Origin of the sequence: Candidatus Enterococcus wittei (assembly GCF_002140175.1) — a bacterium.
GTDB lineage: Bacteria > Bacillota > Bacilli > Lactobacillales > Enterococcaceae > Enterococcus_B > Enterococcus_B wittei.
Genome location: NZ_NGMO01000003.1, coordinates 31,882 through 54,840, shown reverse-complemented (window position 1 = coordinate 54,840; position 22,959 = coordinate 31,882). Strand labels below are relative to the sequence as shown.

Annotated in this window: 11 protein-coding genes; 8 read left to right on the top strand and 3 right to left on the bottom strand. The window is 37.7% G+C overall.

Annotation, left to right across the window (positions count from 1 at the left end):
- Nucleotides 1-25: 25 nt before the first annotated feature.
- Complete coding sequence (locus tag A5844_RS08210) at nt 26-1,357, top strand: ISL3 family transposase (RefSeq protein WP_086284720.1); 1,332 nt, start codon at nt 26-28, stop codon at nt 1,355-1,357.
- A 123-nt stretch (nt 1,358-1,480) separates the two neighbouring features.
- Here the strand turns inward: A5844_RS08210 and A5844_RS08205 are convergent, their stop codons facing one another.
- Nucleotides 1,481-2,584: an aminopeptidase P family protein gene (locus A5844_RS08205; protein WP_086284719.1), complete on the bottom strand. Its 1,104-nt coding sequence runs from the start codon at nt 2,582-2,584 to the stop codon at nt 1,481-1,483.
- Nucleotides 2,585-2,795: 211 nt separating this feature from the next.
- Here A5844_RS08205 and ccpA point away from each other — a divergent pair, with 211 nt between their 5' ends.
- Nucleotides 2,796-3,797: a catabolite control protein A gene (gene ccpA, locus A5844_RS08200; RefSeq protein ID WP_086284718.1), complete on the top strand. Its 1,002-nt coding sequence runs from the start codon at nt 2,796-2,798 to the stop codon at nt 3,795-3,797.
- Between the two features lie 129 nt (nt 3,798-3,926).
- Here the strand turns inward: ccpA and A5844_RS08195 are convergent, their stop codons facing one another.
- The gene (locus tag A5844_RS08195) at nt 3,927-6,272 is read right to left on the bottom strand and encodes a transglycosylase domain-containing protein (protein ID WP_086284717.1); all 2,346 of its coding nucleotides are present in this window, start codon (nt 6,270-6,272) and stop codon (nt 3,927-3,929) included.
- Between the two features lie 428 nt (nt 6,273-6,700).
- On the opposite strand from A5844_RS08195, the gene A5844_RS08190 reads away from it, so the two are divergent.
- Nucleotides 6,701-7,603, top strand: coding sequence for a deoxyribonuclease IV (locus A5844_RS08190; protein ID WP_086284716.1), 903 nt, complete (start codon nt 6,701-6,703; stop codon nt 7,601-7,603).
- Between the two features lie 82 nt (nt 7,604-7,685).
- Here A5844_RS08190 and A5844_RS08185 read toward each other — a convergent pair whose 3' ends face one another.
- The gene (locus A5844_RS08185) at nt 7,686-9,263 is read right to left on the bottom strand and encodes an Nramp family divalent metal transporter (RefSeq protein WP_086284715.1); all 1,578 of its coding nucleotides are present in this window, start codon (nt 9,261-9,263) and stop codon (nt 7,686-7,688) included.
- 245 nt (nt 9,264-9,508) lie between these two features.
- On the opposite strand from A5844_RS08185, the gene A5844_RS08180 reads away from it, so the two are divergent.
- The 5 genes from A5844_RS08180 (at nt 9,509) to A5844_RS08160 (ending at nt 22,879) form a co-directional block, all read left to right on the top strand.
- A complete protein-coding gene (locus tag A5844_RS08180) occupies nt 9,509-9,733 on the top strand; it encodes a YneF family protein (RefSeq protein WP_086284714.1) in 225 nt (74 codons plus the stop codon).
- 639 nt (nt 9,734-10,372) lie between these two features.
- Entirely contained in the window at nt 10,373-12,133 is a 1,761-nt protein-coding gene (locus A5844_RS08175) for an ABC transporter ATP-binding protein (RefSeq protein WP_086284713.1), read from the top strand.
- Nucleotides 12,123-13,901, top strand: coding sequence for an ABC transporter ATP-binding protein (locus A5844_RS08170; RefSeq protein ID WP_086284712.1), 1,779 nt, complete (start codon nt 12,123-12,125; stop codon nt 13,899-13,901). The genes A5844_RS08175 and A5844_RS08170 overlap by 11 nt, the downstream gene beginning before the upstream one ends.
- Nucleotides 13,902-14,504: 603 nt before the next feature.
- A complete protein-coding gene (gene ltrA / locus A5844_RS08165; RefSeq protein ID WP_086283872.1) occupies nt 14,505-15,779 on the top strand; it encodes a group II intron reverse transcriptase/maturase in 1,275 nt (424 codons plus the stop codon).
- Nucleotides 15,780-16,435: 656 nt separating this feature from the next.
- Nucleotides 16,436-22,879, top strand: a complete 6,444-nt coding sequence (locus A5844_RS08160) for a hypothetical protein (RefSeq protein WP_086284711.1) — start codon at nt 16,436-16,438, stop codon at nt 22,877-22,879.
- The last annotated feature ends 80 nt before the right edge of the window (nt 22,880-22,959 follow it).

Below are 22,959 nucleotides of genomic sequence, written 5' to 3'. Positions count from 1 at the left end.
AAACTCATCAAGAAAGGATATCTCCATGGACTATCATACTAAAAAATTACTCGGTTTAACAGATGAAAATATCATTTTCCCTACAAATTGGCTTTCTGAAAAGAAAGAAGGAGGCATTACCTCCTACGTGATTCATGGACGCTTAGATTATACTCCCACTTGTTGTACAAAATGTGGGGTTAAAAATGAAGGACAAGTGATTAAATATGGGACCCACCAAACCACCATTCAATTACTACCGATCCATTCACGTAAAACAATTTTAAAACTTAAAAAAACTCGATTCCTATGTAAAGAGTGTGGCGCAACTTTCTCGGCTGAAACTTCTGTAGTCGATAGAAATTGTTCGATTTCTGTCGACTTGAAACGAAAAATCATGGCAGAATTAGCGACCAACTCCAGTAGAAAAGACATTGCCTTTCGATATTTCGTATCGGATGTAACGATTTTACGAATCATGAAAGCGGCTGTGAAGAACGTTAAAGTGCGTTTTGACTACTTGCCCTCCGTTCATTGCTTTGATGAATTTAAAGCAATGAAATCCTGTGTGGGTAAAATGAGTTTTATCTTCATGGATGGTCAAACGAATCAAATCCTTGGTCTTCTTGAAAGTCGTAAACTAGCTTATCTACGTACCTATTTCTCTCGCTATACCCGTCAAGCTAGAGAGAATGTCCAATATATCGTCATGGATATGAACGCTCCTTATTTTGAATTAGCAAAAAGTATTTTTCCCCATGCACAAATTGTCACGGATCGTTTTCATATTATCCAACATATTCACCGGGCGTTGAACCATTTACGGATTCAAATCATGAACATTTATCGCAAGAACGATCGTCTGAAGTATAAACGATTTAAACGTTACTGGAAGTTATTCCTAAAGGATTCTTATCTATTAGATAGCTCACGCTATCGCTATGATTATTCCTTTAAGCGTCCGATGACTGAAAAAGCGATCGTCGATGAATTACTCAGCTATGATTCTACATTGAAGTTAGCTTATGACACTTGTCAACTCCTTCTCTATCACTATAAACAAAAAGAGACGAACGACTTTTTCGAAGTGGTGAATACCTTAGATACCCAGCTTCCTGAGTGGTTTCGTAAGAAACTCACTTTCTTAAATAAATACAGAAAAGGAATCAAAAATGCCTTCCAAACACCCTATAGTAATGGGGCATTGGAAGGGACAAACAATAAAATCAAGGTCATCAAACGAGTCGCTTATGGTTACCGTAATTTTCTCCATTTTCGTGACCGTATTTACTTGATTCAGGGCTTGGTTTTCCAAGATCAATCCAAAACAAAAAAGAATCAATCGAAGCGTATTTCTGCTTCGATTGATTCTCGATGAAATTCTTTCAATTTGAACTCACCAACACTACTTGTCGAAGAGCCTATAAAAAGTAGTAGTTTATATTGATTTGTTTTTGACTTGTATTCTCATAACTGATCATAATTTAGTTGGAGATTACATTTAATCAATGATCAACAATTCTTTTGAGGTCGTTGTAAATGGAACACAACCATCATTTGTAACATACACACAATCTTCAATACGCACGCCTACTTGTTCGGGAATATAGATCCCTGGTTCAAGCGAGAAGCACATGCCTTCTTCAATCACTAAATCATTACCTGAAACAAGTGAAGGATATTCGTGTACGGTTGTTCCTATCCCATGTCCTAAACGATGATTGAAGTATTCACCATATCCATAACCATCAATCACGTTACGAGCGATTTGATCTAGTTCTGCGGCGGTTACACCGGGACGAACAGCTTCTTGAGCAGTCAATTGTGCTTCAAGTGTGATTTGATAGATTTTTTCTTGAAATTCAGTTGGTTTTTGGTAAGCAACTGTTCGTGTTGCATCGCTACAATAACCATCCCAAATGACACCAAGGTCGAATAACACAAGTTCATTAGGAACGATTTTAGTACTTCCTGGTGTCCCATGAGGACTAGCTGCATTTGTTCCAGCAAGGACTAACGTATCAAAGGACATTTGTGAAACCCCTTGTTTTTTTAGTTGGTACTCGATTTCAGCGATGATTGCTTGTTCTGTGACGCCTTCTTTCAATGCGTTAAAACCAATTTCAAATGCCACATCTGCCCATTTGCCTGCCGCAATCAATTTTTCTTTTTCTTCTGTAGTTTTGATCAATTGCAGACGTTGGATGATTGGCGTAAGGTCGATAAAGTGAGCAGTTCCGTTCATTTGGTGAGACAAAGCATCAAAACGGTCAACTGTTAATGCATTTTTTTCGATACCTATCGCTTGGACTTGACCATAACGAGAGTGGATTTCTTTACCAATCAATACCCAAGGGTCCTCATTGTCTAGATACCCCCGAACATCAAAGTTCCAACTGCTGTTTTGAGCATCTTCTACTTCTAAAGCGGGTGTAAATAAGAAAGGATCCTGTTCAAGAGGAATAAAAAGGGCAAGTACACGTTCATGAGGCTCACTTTCATATCCTGAGAAGTAGGCAATGTGACCAGGGTCACTAATGTATGCTAACTCGATTTGTTTTTGAGCCATCCATTTACGTAATTCATTGATTTTTACGTGATTCATTTGACATCCTTCTTTCGAATTTATAGAATGTTTCGATCATTAATTGTACCACTAATTCCAAGAAAGACCAATTAGGTCAAAGTGAAAAATGAAAGTTTTTTCATGAAAACACTGGTAAAACGGTTGCAATTTTGTGTATTATTTGATATCCTGTTTTAGAAATGTAAATCGTATTTTCAGAAAACGTATAAAATAGAATAGGAGCACAATAATGGAAAAACAAACGATCACTATTTATGATGTAGCGAGAGAGGCAAATGTTTCGATGGCTACTGTTTCACGTGTTGTCAATGGCAATCCTAACGTTAAACCTGCCACAAGAAAAAAGGTGCTGGAAGTAATTGACCGGTTAGATTACCGTCCCAATGCAGTTGCTCGTGGATTAGCTAGCAAAAAAACTACGACAGTTGGTGTAATTATTCCTGACGTCAGCAACATGTTCTTTGCATCTTTGGCTCGTGGGATTGATGATGTAGCAACCATGTACAAATATAATATCATTTTGGCAAATTCAGATGGTAACGATCAGAAAGAAGTCAATGTCTTAAATAACTTACTTGCGAAACAAGTGGATGGTGTCATTTTTATGGGGCATCATATCACAGACGAAATCCGTGGGGAATTCTCTCGTTCAAAAACACCAGTTGTTTTAGCTGGTTCTATTGATCCAGATGAACAAGTAGGTAGCGTAAATATCGACTACACCTCTGCAACTAAAGATGCGGTGACTAAATTAGCTAAAAATGGCAATAAAAAAATTGCTTTTGTCAGTGGTGCATTGATTGACCCAATCAATGGACAAAGCCGTTTGAAAGGCTACAAAGAAGCATTGAAAGAAAATAATCTGACTTACAGCGAAGGCTTGATTTTTGAATCTGGTTATAACTTTAAAGATGGTTTGTCATTGGTTGATCGTCTGCATAATAGTGGTGCGACAGCTGTTTATGTAACGGATGATGAATTAGCCATCGGAATTCTAGACGGCTTACTTGACCGTGGTGTGAAAGTACCTGAAGAATTTGAAATCATCACAAGCAACAACTCTTTACTAACAGAAGTTGCTCGTCCACGTTTAACAAGTATTACGCAACCGTTGTATGATTTAGGAGCGGTATCTATGCGCTTATTAACAAAAATGATGAACAAAGAAGAAGTTGAAGAAAAAACGATCATCTTACCATACGGGATCGAAGAAAAAGGCTCGACGAAATAAGCGATGAAGTGATCGTTTTCTAAATGGTTCATCAGCAGCTGTTCGAAAAAAGTCATGTTCATAAAGAGATGTATCTTCAATTGAATAATGAAAAGAAGCACGAGAAGGGTCCTTCTCGTGCTTCTTTTTTTAATCATTTTTATTCTCCTCTTTTTTTGTTTGAGGATTTTCTTGTGCAAATTTAGCGGCGGTATTCCAATATTCTTTATAATTATCATCAGTTCCGCCTACACCAAATTTAAAGGTGCTTTTTTCAGGTCCATTTTTTGCCCAAAATGTTTCAACTGTTTTACTTGGTGTATTCATCGATCGCTTGTCTACGGTGACTTTTCCAGGAAGTTCTCCAGTGAATGCAGCGACTTCTTTTTTAATGACATCGGAAGATAATTCGAATTTTTCAGCTGTGCCAAAGACGTCAGGTTTTACTTGGTAGACTTGATTGATCAAGTTAGCTAAATAACGAGAAGATCTTAGTCGTGCTGCTTTATCCATACCAGTATTATCATCATGTCCTGCCCAACTACTGATAGTCACTGAAGGTGTCGAAACGATCAACCAAGAATCACGGTATTCATTTGTCGAACCAGTTTTACCGATCCAGTCAGCTTTCCCTAAGTCAGCGTTCAAACTAGTAATATCATCTTTGAATGGAGTGGTGATTTTTTTATCAATGACACTACGCATCATGTCATTGACGATAGAAGCGGCTGCTTTTGAAAAGACCTGCACAGGTTTATTTTCGTGCTGATAGATCACATTGCCCGCATTATCCTTGATAGATTCAATGACATAAGCTTCTTGGTACACTCCGTTATTCGCAAGTGTTTGGAAGCCATTTGTTTGCTGAAGTGTAGTGACATCGACAGTCCCTAAAGGCGCTGATTCCACGCCCCAGTTATCATTGGTTGGGTAGTTCATTTTGGCTAAGTAATTCTCATAAGCGTATTGGTTCGTTCCGCCAGTCTTCAATATATCCTGATAGAGGTGATAGGCAGGAATGTTATTAGACCATTCAAGAGATTCACGAACTGTTTGGAATGTGTTGGAACCTTCATTCGTAGCGTTGACGATTTTTTCTCCAGCGTTCGTTCCTTCTTGCCAAGTGGTTTCATAATCAGAGACTCGTGATTCGGAACCGATTAAGCCCATATCGACTGCAGGACCGTAGACGAGTACGGGTTTGATGGAGGACCCAGCTTGTCGATACGTATCAAAGGCATGATTATTTTGATTTTGACTGTAATTACGCCCTCCTACGAAACCGTAGACACGTCCTGTTTTATTATCCATCAAGATATTGCCAGTTTCTACGGGAGAGCCAGTACTATCATCAAGAAGATAACCAAAGTTTGCCACACCAGCTTGCATGGCGGCATAGATGTCTTTATCGATCGTTGTATGGATCGTATAGCCTTGATTTTGGATCGTTTGTTCCGCCCGTTGATAATAGGCATTATAGACATCAGTATCAGACAAATCGGCTTTATCTTTTTCCGCTAATTGTTTTGCAATGATATCTGTTGCTGCATTCATAACGGTATAATATAAGAAGTCACGTTCTGTCTGTTGTGCAATTGTCTGAGGCAGAAAATCTTTGGTCAAGTCGTATGCCTTTGCTTCTTCGTACTGTTCTTTTGTGATTTGCTGTTCGCGATACATGCTAAATAGCACAAAGTCTTTTCTTTCCAAGCCAGCTGACAAGTCTTCTTTTAAAGCGCCTGTATTGGTATAAGGGCTATAAGTAATTGGACTTTGTGGTAGTCCAGCAATAAAAGCAGCTTGTGGCAACGAGACATCTTTTGCATTGACTCCGAAGATTCCTTGAGCAGCTTCTTCTACACCCGCAATATTTTCTCCTTTATTATTTCGACCAAAAGGAGAGACATTCAAATAGGTAGCAATGATCTCATCTTTTGAAAAATATTTCTCGACTTGTGAAGCGAGTAAAATTTCATTTGCTTTGCGTTTAAAAGTCGTTTCATCGGTCAAGATTTGTTGCTTGACTAATTGTTGAGTCAAAGTAGACCCACCAGATGAGCCGATCCCAGTAGCTTCGGAAAAGAGCGCTCGAATCACTGCTTTTGGAACATAACCTTTATGTTCTTCAAAGTATTCATCCTCAGTACTGATAATAGCCGTTTTTAGAAAAGGCGAAATCTCAGTTGATGGAACAGTGGTACGCATCAAATCGGTTTGGATCGTAGAAATCTCGGAATTATCCGCATAAACCAATTTTGATGTTTCTGTAATATTACTTAGTTCAGATGCTAATTCAGTTTTAGTAGGTATATCTGTATCTTCCACAAGATAAGCAAAATAACCGGCGCCAATCCCAACGCCTAATGCAGCTAATAAGATAAAAAGGACAATAATGAAAACAGTCAAAGATTGAAAAACACGAAAAATGATTTTTGGAATAAACCATGCTTCTTTTTTTCTACGATTCTGTTTTCTACGAGTATTTTGACGTGGCAAAAGGTTTCACCTCAACTAATCATTTTATTTCGCTAATTATAGCAAATAATAAGACAAAAAAACAGGAGGTGAGAATAAACTATCCAGTTTTAGGAAACCAGTTAAAGGATTTCTCCATCACTTTTTTTAGTTTAATTTCACCTGTTTTGAATTACAGTATCTAGTATAGCATTTATTTGTTTTTAGGGAGAAAAAATTGCCAAGATACTTATCATTGTCAATGACTATAAAGTATTTAACATAAAAATATTAACTAAAATTATTTTTTTATTAAAAAGTGTGAGAAGCAGAAAGAGTGATTTCAAGCGAATGGATAGCTACTCATTTTCAGATTTCAAACTTTTCTTTCCTTATTTTTTCAGTTAAGATGAATAAGGAAATGAAAAATGATGAGTACAGCCCATGAGTGAGGCTTTAGGAGGAATTTGATGTTAATCGGTTCACACGTGAGTATGAGTGGCAAAAAAATGCTTTTAGGAGCAGCAGAAGAAGCAGCGAGTTATGGGGCTTCGACATTTATGATCTATACAGGAGCACCACAAAATACCCGTAGAAAAGCGATTGAAGAAATGAATATCGATGCGGGAAAACAATATATGGCAGATCATGGATTGTCTAATATCGTGGTCCATGCACCATATATCATTAATTTAGGAAATACTATCAAGCCAGAGATGTTTCCATTTGCTGTGCAATTTTTACGAGAAGAGATTGTTCGTGCAGAAGCTTTAGGAGCAACTCAAATCACTTTGCATCCTGGAGCTCATGTAGGTGCTGGGGCAGAAGCAGGGATCGCTAGGATCATTGAAGGCTTAAATGAAGTATTAACGAAAGAGCAAACAGCACAAATTGCTTTAGAAACAATGGCTGGAAAAGGAACCGAAATTGGTCGGACTTTTGAAGAGTTAGCGCAGATTATCGATGGTGTAACTTTAAACGAGAAGTTATCGGTCACTTTTGATACCTGTCATACAAATGATGCTGGATACGATATTGCTAATGATTTTTATGGCGTAGTGGAAGAATTTGATAAAATTATTGGTTTAGATCGTCTGAAAGTATTGCATATCAATGATTCAAAAAATCCACAAGGGTCACATAAAGATCGTCATGCGAATATTGGTTTTGGAACGATTGGCTTTGATGCTTTAAATCAGATCGTTCATGATCCGATGTTTCAACATGTATCAAAAATCTTAGAGACACCATATGTGGGCAAAGATAAAAAAGCGGCCTATGCTCCATATGGAAAAGAAATTGCGATGTTCAAAGCACAGTCCTTTGATCCAGAAGTTTTCCCAGAATTATTAATAGAGGAAAGTCAGGCATAGTTTTTTCTTAATAAAATGAACCAGAACAAAAGCAGCTCCTTCACTTATTTTGTGTTAGAGCTGCTTTTTTATAGGTCTATTTTTATTCATTTGTTATTTCTGAAATAGCTTGCAATTGCTGTTCATATTTTTTATTTCCCTTATAGAGATCGACGATTGTCCACGCTAGTAATGCTAAGACAGCCACAATGATCAAATAGGCAAGTTGATCGGCTAGATGAAGTGTTGAAACGGAAGCATTTTCACCAAAGAAGGCTTCAATTTGTCCCGGTAATCCTCGAAGATTTAAAAAGGTGAGACTAATAACGGAAAACCAGCCAAGTATTTTGACAGTCAGTGAATTTTTAAAGCGTTCACCCATTTCAGCTTGGCTATTTGTCATCATTAATAAAGGAATCATTGAAAATGGTAAAGCAAAAGCTAAAAACACTTGAGATTCATTCATTAGATTGTTGAGTGCAGTATGCTCTTCGATAGTCCCTTTTGTACTAGTAAAAAGTACACAAAGCAATACAGGGACGACAGACAATAAGCGGGTCACTAGTCGTCGAAGCCAGATTGGCATACGCATATGGATAAAGCCTTCCATGATGACTTGTCCTGTCAATGTTCCGGTAATCGTTGAGTTTTGCCCAGAAGCTAGTAAAGCTACAGCAAACAATGTGGACAAAATACCGGACTTAGCCACGGTAATCAATACGCCGTTACTCATAGCAGACGGATCAGATAATGCTTCATACAAGCCGAAAAATGAAGGGTCTTGGATCGAACCATTTTTAAAAACAGCAACTCCCATTATCAATAGTAGAGCATTGACTACAAAAGCCATAGTTAATTGGATATTTGAATCCCATGTAGAAAAACGAAGTGCACGTGCGACATCTTCGTCATCCTCCCGATCAATTTCTCGAGTCTGAGAGACCGCAGAATGAAGGTAGAGATTGTGAGGCATCACAGTTGCACCGATAATCCCTAAGGCACCAGTCAATGGTGTTTCTCCTCCGATTTTTGGAGAGTCTGAAAATGTTTTAGAATTGGGAATAAAACCTACAAACAAATTTTTCCAGTCAGGATTTGAAAGAGCGACCTGATATACAAAAACAAATAAAATCACGAAGATCAAACATACGACCAAAGCTTCGATTTTTCGAAACCCAATTTTAGTTAAGAGTAATAAAACAAAAACATCTAGAACAGTAATAAAAACGGCAATCACTAAAGGAATATCAAATAATAAATACAATGCGATCGCTCCACCGATGACTTCAGCAATGTCCGTAGCCATAATAGCTAATTCTGTTAAGATCCATAAGATAACGCCTAAAGCCTTACTTGTGCGGGCACGAATAGCTTGTGCAAGATCCATTCGACTAACAATTCCCAGTTTTGCTGCCATATATTGCAAAAGCATAGCAATCAAGCTAGACATCAAAATGACTGACATCAATAAATATTGAAAGTTTTGTCCGCCAGTAATAGAAGTGGACCAGTTTCCTGGATCCATATAGCCTACAGCTACTAAAGCACCAGGTCCTGAGTAAGCTAGTAACGTTTTAAAAAAACTTTTACCTTTTGGAACTTTTACAGTTCCATTCACTTCGGCAAGGGATAACCCATTTGTATGTTCGATCAATTTATGTTGACGTGAGTGTTGATTCAAACGAAACCCACCTTTCTTCTTTTCTTTTCGAATTCATTCTACACCCGAATAATGAAAAATAAAAGAAAAAAATTTGGTTAGCCTAAAAAATAAATACGGTGTGCTTTCTACAGTGTATGAAACCAACGATGTGAAATAAAAATAAGTTTTTTTGATGATTCTTAAGAAAACGCCTTTCTTTTTCTTTAAAGTTTTAGTAAAATGAATCATTGAGAGCAATTAGGAAAAAGAAAGGAGAGATTTACATGGTATCAACAGGAATCGTTGTACTTATTGCAGTTATTGCTTTGTTAATTGGCGCAGTTGGTGGATTCTTTTTTGCGCGTAAATATATGAAAGACTACTTAGAAAAAAATCCTCCCGTTAATGAGGAAATGTTAAGATCAATGATGATGTCAATGGGGCAAAAACCATCTGAAAAGAAAATTCGTCAGATGATGCAACAAATGAAGAGCCAAGGTAAAAAATAGGTTCTTTTTAGACACCATTAAAAGCGGGCTGATTCTATTCAGTCCGCTTTTTTCTTTTTAACGTAGGGAAAACGTTTTATTAAGAAAGCAAAACGATAATCAAAAAGTACCACGAAAATAAATTTTCCTTTGTAATCAAGAGGTCGTGAAAGAAGCGATCTGCACTGAGGCATAAGAAAGAAAAATAGAAAAATGGTTTTTCACATTTTGTATTTTTTTGACTTATGACCAAAGTGTAGCTTCATGAATACCGTTTAACAGAGGTCGTGAAAAAGACGTTTAGCTCCGAGTATGAAGACGGAACTTGGGGAAAATAGTTCCTCATATTTTTTCAAGTTTTGGACTTCATATCGAAAGAGCTGTCTTATGAACACCGTTTATCAAGAGATCACAAAAGCAGTATTTACACCGAGTAATAAGACAGAAAATTCAGAAATAAATTCTCGCATTTTCAATTTTGAGATTTATTTTTGAATGTTAGGAATAACATATATTAAAATAAAAAGTATTTAGTTTTAAGAGGGTAGAGAGAAAAATAAAAGGATTTTTCTGACCCAAAAATTAAATTTCTAAAATGAAACTCATCATCTTGGCTTATTGATGAATATAAAAATTTATAAGGTAAAAAAGGAGGAAAAAATGTCGATATTCAAAAAATTGGGATGGTTCTTTAAACAAGAAAAAAAGCACTATTTGATTGGGGTATTCTCTTTATTCGTAGTAGCACTTGTCCAACTAATTCCACCTAAAGTAATTGGTATCATTATTGATGAAATTGCTGATAAAAACATTTCATTACAAACCATCTTCATGTGGATTGGATTGTTGATTGCTGCTGCTTTTATGCAATATCTTTTTCGTTATATTTGGCGAACGAATATTTGGGGAAGTGCGGCACGATTAGAACGTGAATTGCGTAGACGATTGTTTGACCATTTTACAAGAATGGATAGTTTGTTTTATCAAAAATATCGCACAGGTGATTTGATGGCACACGCAACCAATGATTTGAATGCTATCCAAAACGTTGCCGGTGCTGGGATCTTAACTTTTGCTGATTCTGTCATTACTGGAGGAACAACGATCGTTGCCATGATTTTATTTATTGATTGGCGTTTGACATTGCTTGCTTTGATTCCGTTGCCGTTACTTGCGGTCACTTCAAGAATTTTAGGTTCAAAACTACACGATGCGTTTCGTGAATCGCAAGAAGCATTCTCAAGTATCAATGATAAAACACAAGAAAGTATCACAGGAATCAAGGTAATCAAGACCTTTGGCCAAGAAAAAGAGGATCTTGAAGACTTTGTGACAAAGATTGATGATGCCATTGCAAAAAACAAACGAGTGAATTTTCTTGATGCATTGTTCGATCCGTTTATCACGTTGATTATTGGATTATCCTATGTTGCGACGATTATTTTAGGTGGCCGTTATGTGTTGGAAGGAACAATCACGATCGGGCAAATGGTTTCATTTATTAGCTATATCGGGATGCTAGTGTGGCCAATGTTTGCAATTGGTCGTTTATTCAATGTTCTTGAACGTGGAAATGCTTCCTATGACCGTGTGAATGAACTACTCCATGAAAAAACACATATCACTGAGAAACTAGGTGCAGAAACGACGCCAGCAAAAGGAGAATTGAATGTTGCCATAACTCAGTTTTCCTATCCTAAAGAAGAAGCGCCTGTCCTTGAACATATCAAGTTTGCTATCAATGAAGGTGACACATTGGGAATCGTTGGTAAAACAGGAGCAGGAAAAACAACCATTATTAAACTGTTGATGCGTGAGTATGACCATTACCAAGGGGAAATCAAATTTGGTGGACGATCCATCAAGGACTATACTTTGGACGCACTTTTAGGTTCGATTGGGTATGTGCCACAAGATCATTTTTTATTTTCGATGACGATTTTGGATAATATCCGTTTCTCCAATCCTAAACGATCAGCTGAAGAGGTAGAAAAAGCTGCTTCTCTTGCTTATATCAATAAAGAAATCAAAGAACTTCCGGAAGGCTACCAAACGATGGTTGGAGAGCGAGGAGTTTCCTTATCAGGTGGACAAAAACAACGTATTTCCATTGCTCGTGCTTTGATCCAAAGTCCTGAGCTATTGATTTTAGATGATGCATTGTCTGCTGTAGATGCCAAAACAGAAGAAGCTATTCTACACAATTTAAAAGCAGAACGAAAAAATAAAACGACGATTATTGCTGCCCATCGTTTAAGTAGTGTCATGCATGCCAATGAGATCCTTGTTATTGAGCATGGACGTATCGTGGAACGTGGCACTCACCAAGAGTTATTAGCTCTAGGTGGATGGTATGAAAAAATGTGGCAAAAACAACAACTAGAAGCAAAAATTGAAGGGGGGGAAAGTGATGGAAGATAAATATCAATCCGAATGGTCGAAATCGATGACCTTCAAAGAACAAGCCGTGATCATCAAACGTTTAATGACCTTTGCTAAACCATTCAGGCTGACATTTTTTATCGCAATTTTGTTTGCCTTAGTGTTATCTGTCATCAATGTATTATTACCAAGAATCATTCAAATCTTTATGGATAATTATTTGGCAAAACAGTCTGCTACGACTCAAGTTATTTTTTTCTTTGCAGGACTTTACTTATTTGGTGTGATCGTCAAAAGCATCATTTGGTTTTTTCAATGGTATTTGTATTCGATGGCTTCCTTAAAGACATATCAGCATATTCGCGTGAAGTTGTTTGAAAAGTTACACACATTAGGGATGCGCTATTTTGATCAGACTCCTGCAGGTTCGACTGTTTCTCGTGTCACCAATGATACTGAAACACTATTTGAATTTTGGTATGTTTTCTTAATGGTACTTACAGGGATTTTCGCAGTTGTCTCTTCTTTTGTAGCAATGTTTCAGATTAATCAAAAAATTGCTTTATGGTGCTTGATTTTTTTGCCTGTTTTAGGGATAGTGATCTGGTATTATCAACAATTTAGTTCACGTATTTATCGTAATATGCGTGAGCGCTTGAGTCAGTTGAATACGAAGTTGAATGAATCTATTTCCGGGATGCGGATCATCCAGCAGTTCCGTCAAGAAGCTCGTCTGGCTCAGGAATTTAGTGAAGTGAATGAGGAATATTTAGCGACGCGTTATGCAATGATCAAAACCAATTCGATTTTACTGAGTCCAATCATTAGTTTTTTATATGCATTAGCCATTGCGTTAGCTTTGACTTTATTTGGCTTTGAAGCGTTAGATTCACCAGTTGAAGTTGGCTTGATTTTTGCATTTACGACATATGTCCAAGGATTTTTTAATCCAATGTCTCAAATGATGGATTTTCTAAGTGTTTTTACAGATGGAACAGTAGCAGGCAGTCGAATTTTGAAAATCATGGATACAACAGAGTATACCCCTCAACAACAAGAAACTGCCAACCGAGAAATCACAGAGGGGAAAATCGAGTTTCGTAATGTTAGTTTCTCTTATGATGGAGAAAACAAAGTATTGAAAAATATCTCATTTATTGCAAATCCTGGCGAAACCGTAGCGCTTGTCGGCCATACTGGTAGCGGGAAAAGTTCGATCATCAATGTCTTGATGCGTTTTTATGAATTTTATGAAGGACAAATCCTGATCGATGATCATGATATTCGTGAGTACCCGATTGAGGAACTACGAAAAAAAATGGGCCTAGTGCTTCAAGATGCCTTTTTGTTTTATGGCGATATCGCTGGGAATATTCGGATGATGAATCCAGAAATTACGGATGAACAAATTCGCAAAGCCGCAGAATTTGTGCAGGCAGACCACTTTATTGATCAGTTACCAAAAGGGTATCATTCAAAGGTAATCGAAAGAGGTGCAAGCTATTCCAGTGGTCAACGCCAATTGATCACTTTTGCTCGGACGATTGTTACGGACCCCAAAATTTTAGTTTTGGATGAAGCAACTGCCAATATCGATACGGAAACGGAAGTCTTGATTCAAGAAGGCCTTGCAAAAATGAGAGAAGGCCGGACGACGATCGCCATTGCCCATCGTTTATCGACTATTCGAGATGCAGAATTGATCTTAGTATTAGATAAAGGAGATATAGTCGAACGTGGGAATCATGATAGTTTGTTAGCCAAAGAAGGGCTTTATGCGGATATGTATAGGTTACAAAGCGAATAAAATGAAAAAAGTCAAATTATGGCAGTACTGTTACGATTTGAGCATTATTTAGGAGAGGACGAAAAATCCCTCTCCTTTTTAATTGTGCGCCAGGCATGGCAACTAACTAGGTGGTGAAAGTCCACTGCGAGGGTACACATCGACCAATCGCTAGAGAAACGCAAGGTGGCATCCATGAGGATGTGGCTGAAGGAAGCGTGTATCAAACTCTTGGCTCGACGAACAGAAATCTGATACGAAGGCTAGATAAGTGGATGAGGTTCCAATACAAACTAAAGTCCAAAAGATGTGCGTAAGCTTATCTAGTAAATCAGGCGAGTAAAAGATGAAAGTTAGTTGTCTTACCCTGGGAGGTCTCACGAACGATTAAGGAGTTCCCTATTAAGAAAATCGGTCGAAAAAGGTTTATCGTGAGAAGTCAGCCGACGTCATAGTAGTGGAAATACTTTTCCACGAAGGACTGAACTACTTATAGTGTTTCTGCACCACAAATGCACGAAAGATACATTTCTGAATGTGTTAATGATGAAAGTATGAGCGTATCTCAGAAGATAATCAAAAGAGAAATGTCTTTCGTTACGTGAGAGGAAGGAGGAAACGAGTATGAAACTTTTAGATCAAATTTTGAGTAATCAGAACATGAACGAAGCCTACAAACGAGTTTATCGTAATAAAGGGGTAAGCGGTGTGGATGGAATTACTGTGGAGGAATTAAAATCCCATCTTCGGGAACACAAAGAAGAACTTCGTTCTCAAATTCGCCAACGTAAGTACAATCCGCAACCAGCCTTACGTGTTGAAATACCAAAAGGAAATGGTAAAATGCGTCAACTAGGTATCCCAACTGTTGTCGATAGAGTTATCCAACAGGCAATTAGTCAGATTCTTACACCTATATTTGAAGAACAATTCAGTGAGTATAGTTATGGGTTTCGACCAAACCGCAGTTGTGAAATGGCAATTGTTCAAACAGTGGATTATATGAATAACGGATATGATTGGCTAGTGGATATTGACTTAGAACGATTCTTTGATACTGTCCATCACGACAAACTTATGCGAATTATTTCGCGTACAATAGAAGATGGAGATGTCATTTCTCTCATTCGAAAGTATCTAGTAAGTGGCGTAATGAAAAGAGGAAAATATGAAGACACACCTATCGGTACCCCGCAAGGTGGTAATCTGAGCCCTCTGTTAAGCAACATTATGTTAAATGAATTAGATAAAGAATTAGAATCAAGAGGTCTACATTTTGTTCGCTATGCAGATGATAGTATTATTTTTGTCAAGAGTGAAAAGGCAGCACATCGAGTTTTACAGTCCATAACGGCCTTTATCGAAAAGAAATTAGGGCTGATTGTCAATGCGGAAAAGAGTAGAATCAGCCGTCCGAATGGAACAAAATTTTTAGGTTTTGGATTTTACTACGACAAACACACAAAGAAATATCAACCAAAACCCCATGAGGAGTCTGTCCAAAAATTTCAGCGGAAATTGCGTCAGCTCACCAAAAGAAACAAAAGTATTTCTCTTGATGAGCGAATCGTGAAACTGAAACAAGTCATTTATGGTTGGGTAAACTATTTTCGTAAAGCGAAAATGAAAAGGAAACTCGCAGAAATAGACGCTAAACTTCGATCAAGAATTCGAGTCATTATCTGGAAGCAGTGGAAGAACTATAGGAAAAGAATCTGTTCCTTGGTTCAGTTGGGAATACCAGAGGAAGAAGCCAAAGGCTTAACCTACTGTCGAAAAGGTTATCGATTTATTGGATTATCGAAAGTGATTCACAGAGCCCTATCCAATGAACGACTAAAGCAAAGAGGGATCCCCTTTGCCTTAGATTACTATCTAAAAGTGCATACTGTAATATAAGTTGAACCGCCATATGCCGAACGGCTTGTATGGTGGTGTGAGAGGGGTGCGAATCTATGCATTCGGACCTCTACTCGATTATGAGTAACGCTCCATAGCGAATCATATCCATAACAAGAAATTTTAGCCTTTTTACCAAATGACGTTTCTGAAGAGAAATATTAGAATAATTACAACAGATGTAACGTTTTTTTAGTTTTTGATAACAAGAAAAATAATCCTTTAATCAAACGACTGCTTTTAGTCTGGAAAGCTCACTTATTTTTGGATAACACTCCTAACTTAATAATGGGTATAGTTCTAAATTCAGTACTGATAATTCCTTTTTTTTGTTTTACAATATATGTGAAATCGGATTAAAAAAGAAGGGAGGTTAATATCTCCACAGAAGGTAGAAATGAACCGCAGTTAGATTAGCAGGCCTAATGTGATCAATTAATACTATGGTTCTTATCTATTTCTTGTTTTTCTAAGTTTGATGAACGGTTGTTTTTAGCCTGAAAGAATTGTCACTTTTGAGAAAATGATACAGAGTTGTTGGAGCTAGTCATAGAAACTTGATTGGTGACGTAAAATCATTCATCCTTAGATATTACTCAAGTGAACACTTATACAATAAAATAGCCTATAATTAATTTCAATAAAGGAGTGAAAAAATGCCACAAAAAGCAAAGCTGTCGAAAAAGGGAAGGATACCACAAGCAGCTTCTAGAGAAGCCATTGAAAAGAACAACAACAAAATGAACGACAAAAATAAGTCAAAAGATGACCAAGAGCGGTTAAACTATATTGCCAATAATATAGGACAAACACCAGCTCCCAATGGTTTATTGACATTAGATGGAGTCCTTTTTTTATCGAATATCTTCTACAATATTCGATTCGTAGATCTTCCCGAACAACAGCCGGTCATTAAAAAAAATGCTCCAGCTTTTGAAGCGACTACACGGATTGACGTGAGAAGAGAAGGAAATCATACAAGGATCTATTCCTATGTTTCAACCTCCACTATCAATCGTGAGCGAATCCAGTCCTTGAATATGAACCAGACCATGTCTCATCCTTCAACATCGATCGCACCCCCGTTTGTCAGTGCGAGTTCTTTTTTTGGCAATCAGACGTTTGATAATCAGACATCAACGTCCACACAATCAGCTATCGACATAGCTAAAAGAGCGCATGAATTAAGTGTTTTTTTTCATCAGAAAGTTCATGGTCTTTATCAACTGGTGAATTGTACCACTATGAGAAGGACGGATCAGGTCAACACATGGATCGTCACAGGAAAAAGTGTGGAACAAACGAGATTTACTACAATTTGTCAGGATGCAGTCGGTCAAGCAGAGAGGCGAAATAATCAAGGCATGAAACAAGAAAGTGAGAATGCTACTTTTTCTTCTCACCACATAACCAATACAACTGATTATGGGTTCCACCCACCTTCTGCAGAAGAAACAGCTCAAAAACTAAGTAAAGTCTTTCAAGATTCTTTTGAAAACAAACATAACACTACGATAAAACCCCTAAATCATGTACATAATCAACTGTCAGAAACGTTTTGGAATGAATTGACTAAGCTGTTTTACCAGTTTTTTTCCCAACATGAACACACCGTTTCTACTCAAGATCAAAAAGAAACAAGCGGTTCGTTGCTGTCGCATTTTGTGGATTTGTTATTACAAGCTTTTTCGGTAAATCATAGAGAACAAATTCCCACTCACCCACAATCAGAAAAGAACCTAAATTATCAGATAAAAACATCATTTTCTGATCAATCAAATCAAACGAAAAAGAGGCTATCAGAAGTAACACCAGAAATGGTATCGAAAACTGCATTAGAAATGGCACCAGAAACGCTTTTGAAAACTGTACCTGTATTGAATTCAGAAGAAGAGGGAGTTTTATCCCAACTTTGGCAGCTAGCAACGGATTTTTATGAAGTAGTGGATCATTTTCTACAACAATCCATTGGCCTCCAGTTTTTAGGCGTCGAGGCAATACCGTTACCAACTACTAGAATACCTTCTCTAGAATTAGAAGAAAATTATTTAACACTCAATGAGACTCAGATAATCGAAACGACTACAGGAAATAGTCTAGTTAATGAGACGACATCTTACGTCAATGGGACTGAATTAGAGGTGATGCAAACTGAGGAAAGTGATGCCACTGAGGAGATCAATAAAAAAATCAAAGCATTTTTGCATGAAAATAAAGATGATCCAAGTAAGGTAGTTATTCAGGAAGAACAAGAACTCCCTTTGCCGGAGTGGACGAGTGAACAAAAGGAGAACATACATAAAAAGCTAGTTGATTTTTTTATTGAAAATGGAATTGCCTGTCAAGAATCTAATGTCAAAGAACTAGTGGAGACAGTCGGTGAGTGGGTACTCCTTGAAGGAGCCTCTCCCGCAACACTGGATATGGTGAAAGTCAAACAACTCGCAAAAATAATTCTAGAAATGGGGGAAGAGTCAGTAATTTCAGAGGAACAAGCAGGTCTCACTGTCGGATCATGGGTCTATGAAACAATGAAAGACAACCAACCTGCAGCTTTAGCTCTTGTAGCAGAAACTACAGAACAACCAGAAGAGGTGAGTACACCCCATTCAACAAGTACAGGTAACAAAGAAAACAACGTTGAGACTGATGGGATTAAATGGCGTGATCCCAATGTGCGGAAACAAGTGGAAGCCTTTTTTCAGCAGAAAAAATTACTCTCGGATCAGCCAACCAAAGAAGAATTATTGATCGCTATGGGAAAACGGATCACTCAAGAAGAAAATGACACAATAGTCTTCAATCATAAAAGGATTCAACCATTGGCGAAAGTAATCTTGAAAGCATTGAAATTCAAAGATGGAAAAAATAAGGAGAAGATCTCGAACAAAGATGCCGAATTAACGATCATGAAATGGGCCTTTGAAACGATATTAGGAAGTTCGATTGAGGCTTACATGGTCAAAACGCTAGTGTCAGCCCCTGATGTGGATCAATTTACCATGGGCCGTTTGAGAGATCTATTTACCGTTAAAAACTTGGAAAAAGAGGGATTGATTCAGTTAGATGGCTCTACTCTTTCTCAAAAACAGAAGAGATTCTTTGATAAATTATGGAACTTTTTTCTACAGAAAGAGCTGCCTAACTATTTCCTAGATAGCAGTGGGTTAGCGGATAACTTATTGATTTCTGATCATGCTTCCTTGATGCAGCTAACTGGGGCGAAAATTTTAAAAGAGGGAGGCTATCCTCAGTCGTTCAGTCCAGAGGATAGTCGGTTGATGGGGCAACATTTCTGGGAAACGATCATTGAAAAAAGAATTACTAGCTATGAAGAATTCCGACATCTTCTAATGCCTTCCTTGCTTGCGGTCGCTCAACTAGAGCCAGATCTGTTACGGGAGGCATTGTCCAAGGGAACCTACAAAGAAGTCGCTATTAGTACGTTTATTGGGTATCAAGAAGCAGGCTATTATAAGCTTATCGAAAATCAAGAACTGCTCAATCGTTTGTATAAAGCCTATCAAGAAGCTTTGCTTCAATGGCGTCGAAAAGATGCCTTAGCCGCAACTGTCGCTGAGAAGTGTCGCGAAAAAGGTTCTCGCGCGCCTTTTTATATCATGAAACAAAATTATCTTTTGGGCTTAGAAGAACCTTGTCGGGATATCGATTGGTTTCCGCCTAAGTTAGAAGACGAGTATACTAAATTGACAAAAAACGTCTCAGAGGCGCATTTGCCATTGGATAAAAAACTGATTGAATATGCGCTGGATGCAGTTGATCAAAAGGAACGAGCGTTTATTTTCTCAGAAGGAAGTCATCTATATGAGGCCAAGGCCGAGTTGAAAAATGAAAGTGATTATATAGATGTGATGCCGGTCATAAGTAGCGCTCTGGGAATATATCAATTGTTTTCTATCAGGAAAAAACAGATCACGACTTTTAATTTAAACAAAACTGATCTTTTTGTGGCGGTCAATGGAGAGGAAGAACGGTGGTATGCATTGAAGAGACTCGATGAAGAAGGGGGATATATCCTCTATCGAGTTGATCAAGATCCTTTATCCTATCTCAAATATGGGTTATTTAATCGGAAAGATCTTTGGGAGAAAGGATATCAGCAAGTAGGAAATGAGATTCATATAGGGAATAAATACTTTAAGTTTTCTGCTCATGTCAATCGAAGCAAAAAGTTATCATATGGGATAGAGAAGGACCCATTTATTGAGATACTCAGTCGTAAACATAGTGACCAACTGTATAGCCAACTCTACGATTCGGGAAATGACAAAGCGGATATAGAAAAAGCTTGGAATGTCATTAAGCATTTCATCCCATTTTATGATTGTGTGACAGGGATTATTAATCAAGATGTGGGTGAAGCAGTTACATCGTGTACGATTGATGCATTACTTTTCATTCCAGTATTTGGACAGATCGCTTCCCTTAATATGAAATTTGCGTTAGGCGTAGCCCGAGCATTTGTCAGAGGTGGTATCCGAAGTGTCATCAAAAATAGTCGCCATTTTCTTCCTAATGTAGCTGAAATCAGAAAACTTGTACTAGGATTCGCTCGGACTCTTGATCCAGGATTTGAGACGGTCATAGGTGGGGGACGACTGGTCGTTCAGAAATTAGTGAAGTTCAAAAATGAATTACGTGTAGGCAAGAAAATGAAAGAAATGTTAGAAAGAGTCGAATCGATGGAGAAGGCGCAAGAAGCGTGGAAAAAATCGATCGAAATAGTAGAGTGGAATGGTTTGGAAGTTCCAGTGAGAAAAGTGAACAATCAGTTGTATATGCGGGTGACGAATCTGAAAACTGCGGAGGTATTTGGTGGTTTATTTATGAAAAAAGGCAATCGCATAGAACCCTATAGACCCGCTAAATTTACGACCGAACAACTAAACTTGATCAACCTATTGGAGGTGAGGCTAGATAAAAAGCAGGTATTTGTCGTGGAAATCAATCCGAACCCTCAGGCCTATGGCACAGGTGAAATTACAACTGTCGCAAAAGAAGGAGAAGAAACGAAGCGTTTTATTCGAATGAAAGGGAAACTGATTGAGGTGACTATGACAGCCATCAAGGAGCATGGGGTCCGATTGGATGTTTATGATCGTCATGCGGGAAAGATCTTACCAGTGAATTTTAATGGCGTAGAATGGTATTTTGAAGCACCAACGACTCCTTTCGTGGCAATAGAAGTGGAGAAAAAAATCGCTAGCATGTTGGATCAATTTGAAACGCAAAATAATCCTAGTGGACTTTCTGCACCCGATAGAAAAGGATTGATGTGGGATGAGTCAAGCAGATCCTACATCAAAATCAATGAGCACTATATTCCATTAATCTTGTTGGATAAGAAGTTAAATCGGTATCATTTGGTGAAAAAGGATTACAATGAAGTAATGACAGTCTTAAGATTTGATGAGAAAAAAGGTCAATTTCGTCTGGAAACAGAGTTGGAAAGAAGTCAAGTCATAGAAGCTTTTCTTTCGGATCAATCAACTGTGCGACAACGAAAAGAGAAATCGCCCTCCAATAAAAACAAATCAAGTGATTCCAGAATGGAGTCCGAGCCGAGTACTTCACAGGAGATAGTTTCACAACAGGGGTTTCCACCACAAAATGTACTTCCAGCTTCAACTAGACACTCGGACGAATGGACGAAGCTTAGAAAAGCAGTTCCTTTCAAATCAGGATTTGAGGCTCCTAGAGTGGAAGATGATAGTGTTATGCTGGGTGAGTTTTCTGCTTTTCTTCCAGAAAAAACTGCTGTGTATTACAATGATAAAAAGTGGTTGAAAAAAAAATTAAAATCGGTGATTTATAAAAATTTATCTGCGAAGCATAGACGTGACTTTCGAGTGTATGTTGGTCTTAAGGCAGATACGGCGCCGGAGTATATCAAACTTTTACGAGAAAAATTGGTAGGAGAATTTAAGAAAGCGCAAGAAAAGTGTGCAAAGACAAAAAAGACGTGTAATAGTTTGTTAAAGAAAAGGACACTAGTAGAAACTCCACAAGGGCAATATTTGATCCAACTTTTTCAGCTAGAAAAGTCGACAAATCAAGAAGAAATCTTAAGGGAAATTATCAAAAAACTAAGAGCGGTAGCGGAAAAAGGAGAACTATTCCTGCAAAAAACAGCGGATCTAGGCTTTGAAAATATTTGGATCGTCTCTACCGATCTAGTCCGTAAAAAAGGAACAAATGAATATCGTTCACTTTGTCGAAAGAATTTATCGAAAGCAGAAATTTTAGAATATGATCCGGAATGTAGAATACTCATTTATGCGGATGCTTTCCACTTGGATCCAGACGTTAAGCTAGGAAAAGAGACAAGAATAGTTGGGAGTGATTTAATCTTACATGAAGTGACACATCATACTGAGGTTGCGGAAGATGTGGTCAGGTATAGTCCTGTTGAAAAAAACTTTACTGTAAGTGCAGAAGATGTACTAAAGGATTATGTCGATATCTACCCGACTTTATTAAAATCCGAGGCATTCAAGGTTTTTGTGAATCATTTGGCAAAATCTTTGAACAAACCAACGATATCAATGAGTACTGTCGCTAAAGAGATGGAGACAAATTTTATGTTGCGTGCAAATTTCCAAATGACAGATGCGGAAATGCTTATGGTCCTCCTAAGAGATCTTGCCGATGGAAGAGCATTTAATCAACGACCACGTGTTAAACGAAGTATCAGTGAAGAAGGATTAGAAATTGAATCCATGTTTCAATATCTAGCTATGAAATTTGTACTTGGAGATGGGATTTCCAAAACAATTTTTCAATTCAATAAAGCGCAAGAGCAGACCACAACAAGAACCACGGATGTGGTAGAAAACACAAGTGTTACATCGAATAGAAGCTTCTTAAACCTTGTAACTTCAAGTATCGAAAGAAGCAACAGTTCTACTCAAATTGCGGTCGAACAACAAATAAGTACGGAACTATCAGAAACTACAGTGAAGAAAAACTTCCTAGATTATGTAGGTACGAGTACAGAAAGAAGTATTAAGGCCAAGTCAATGATGTCATTCAATCATCCAATAAGCCAGAACAAGAAAGAATTGAGTTTACAACACTAACCTTTTTAAATATGCTCTTTTCCCAAGAAATACCCACGTTAAGCGTTAAAAACCGTTAGATTTAGCTAGGTGGGGCAGTT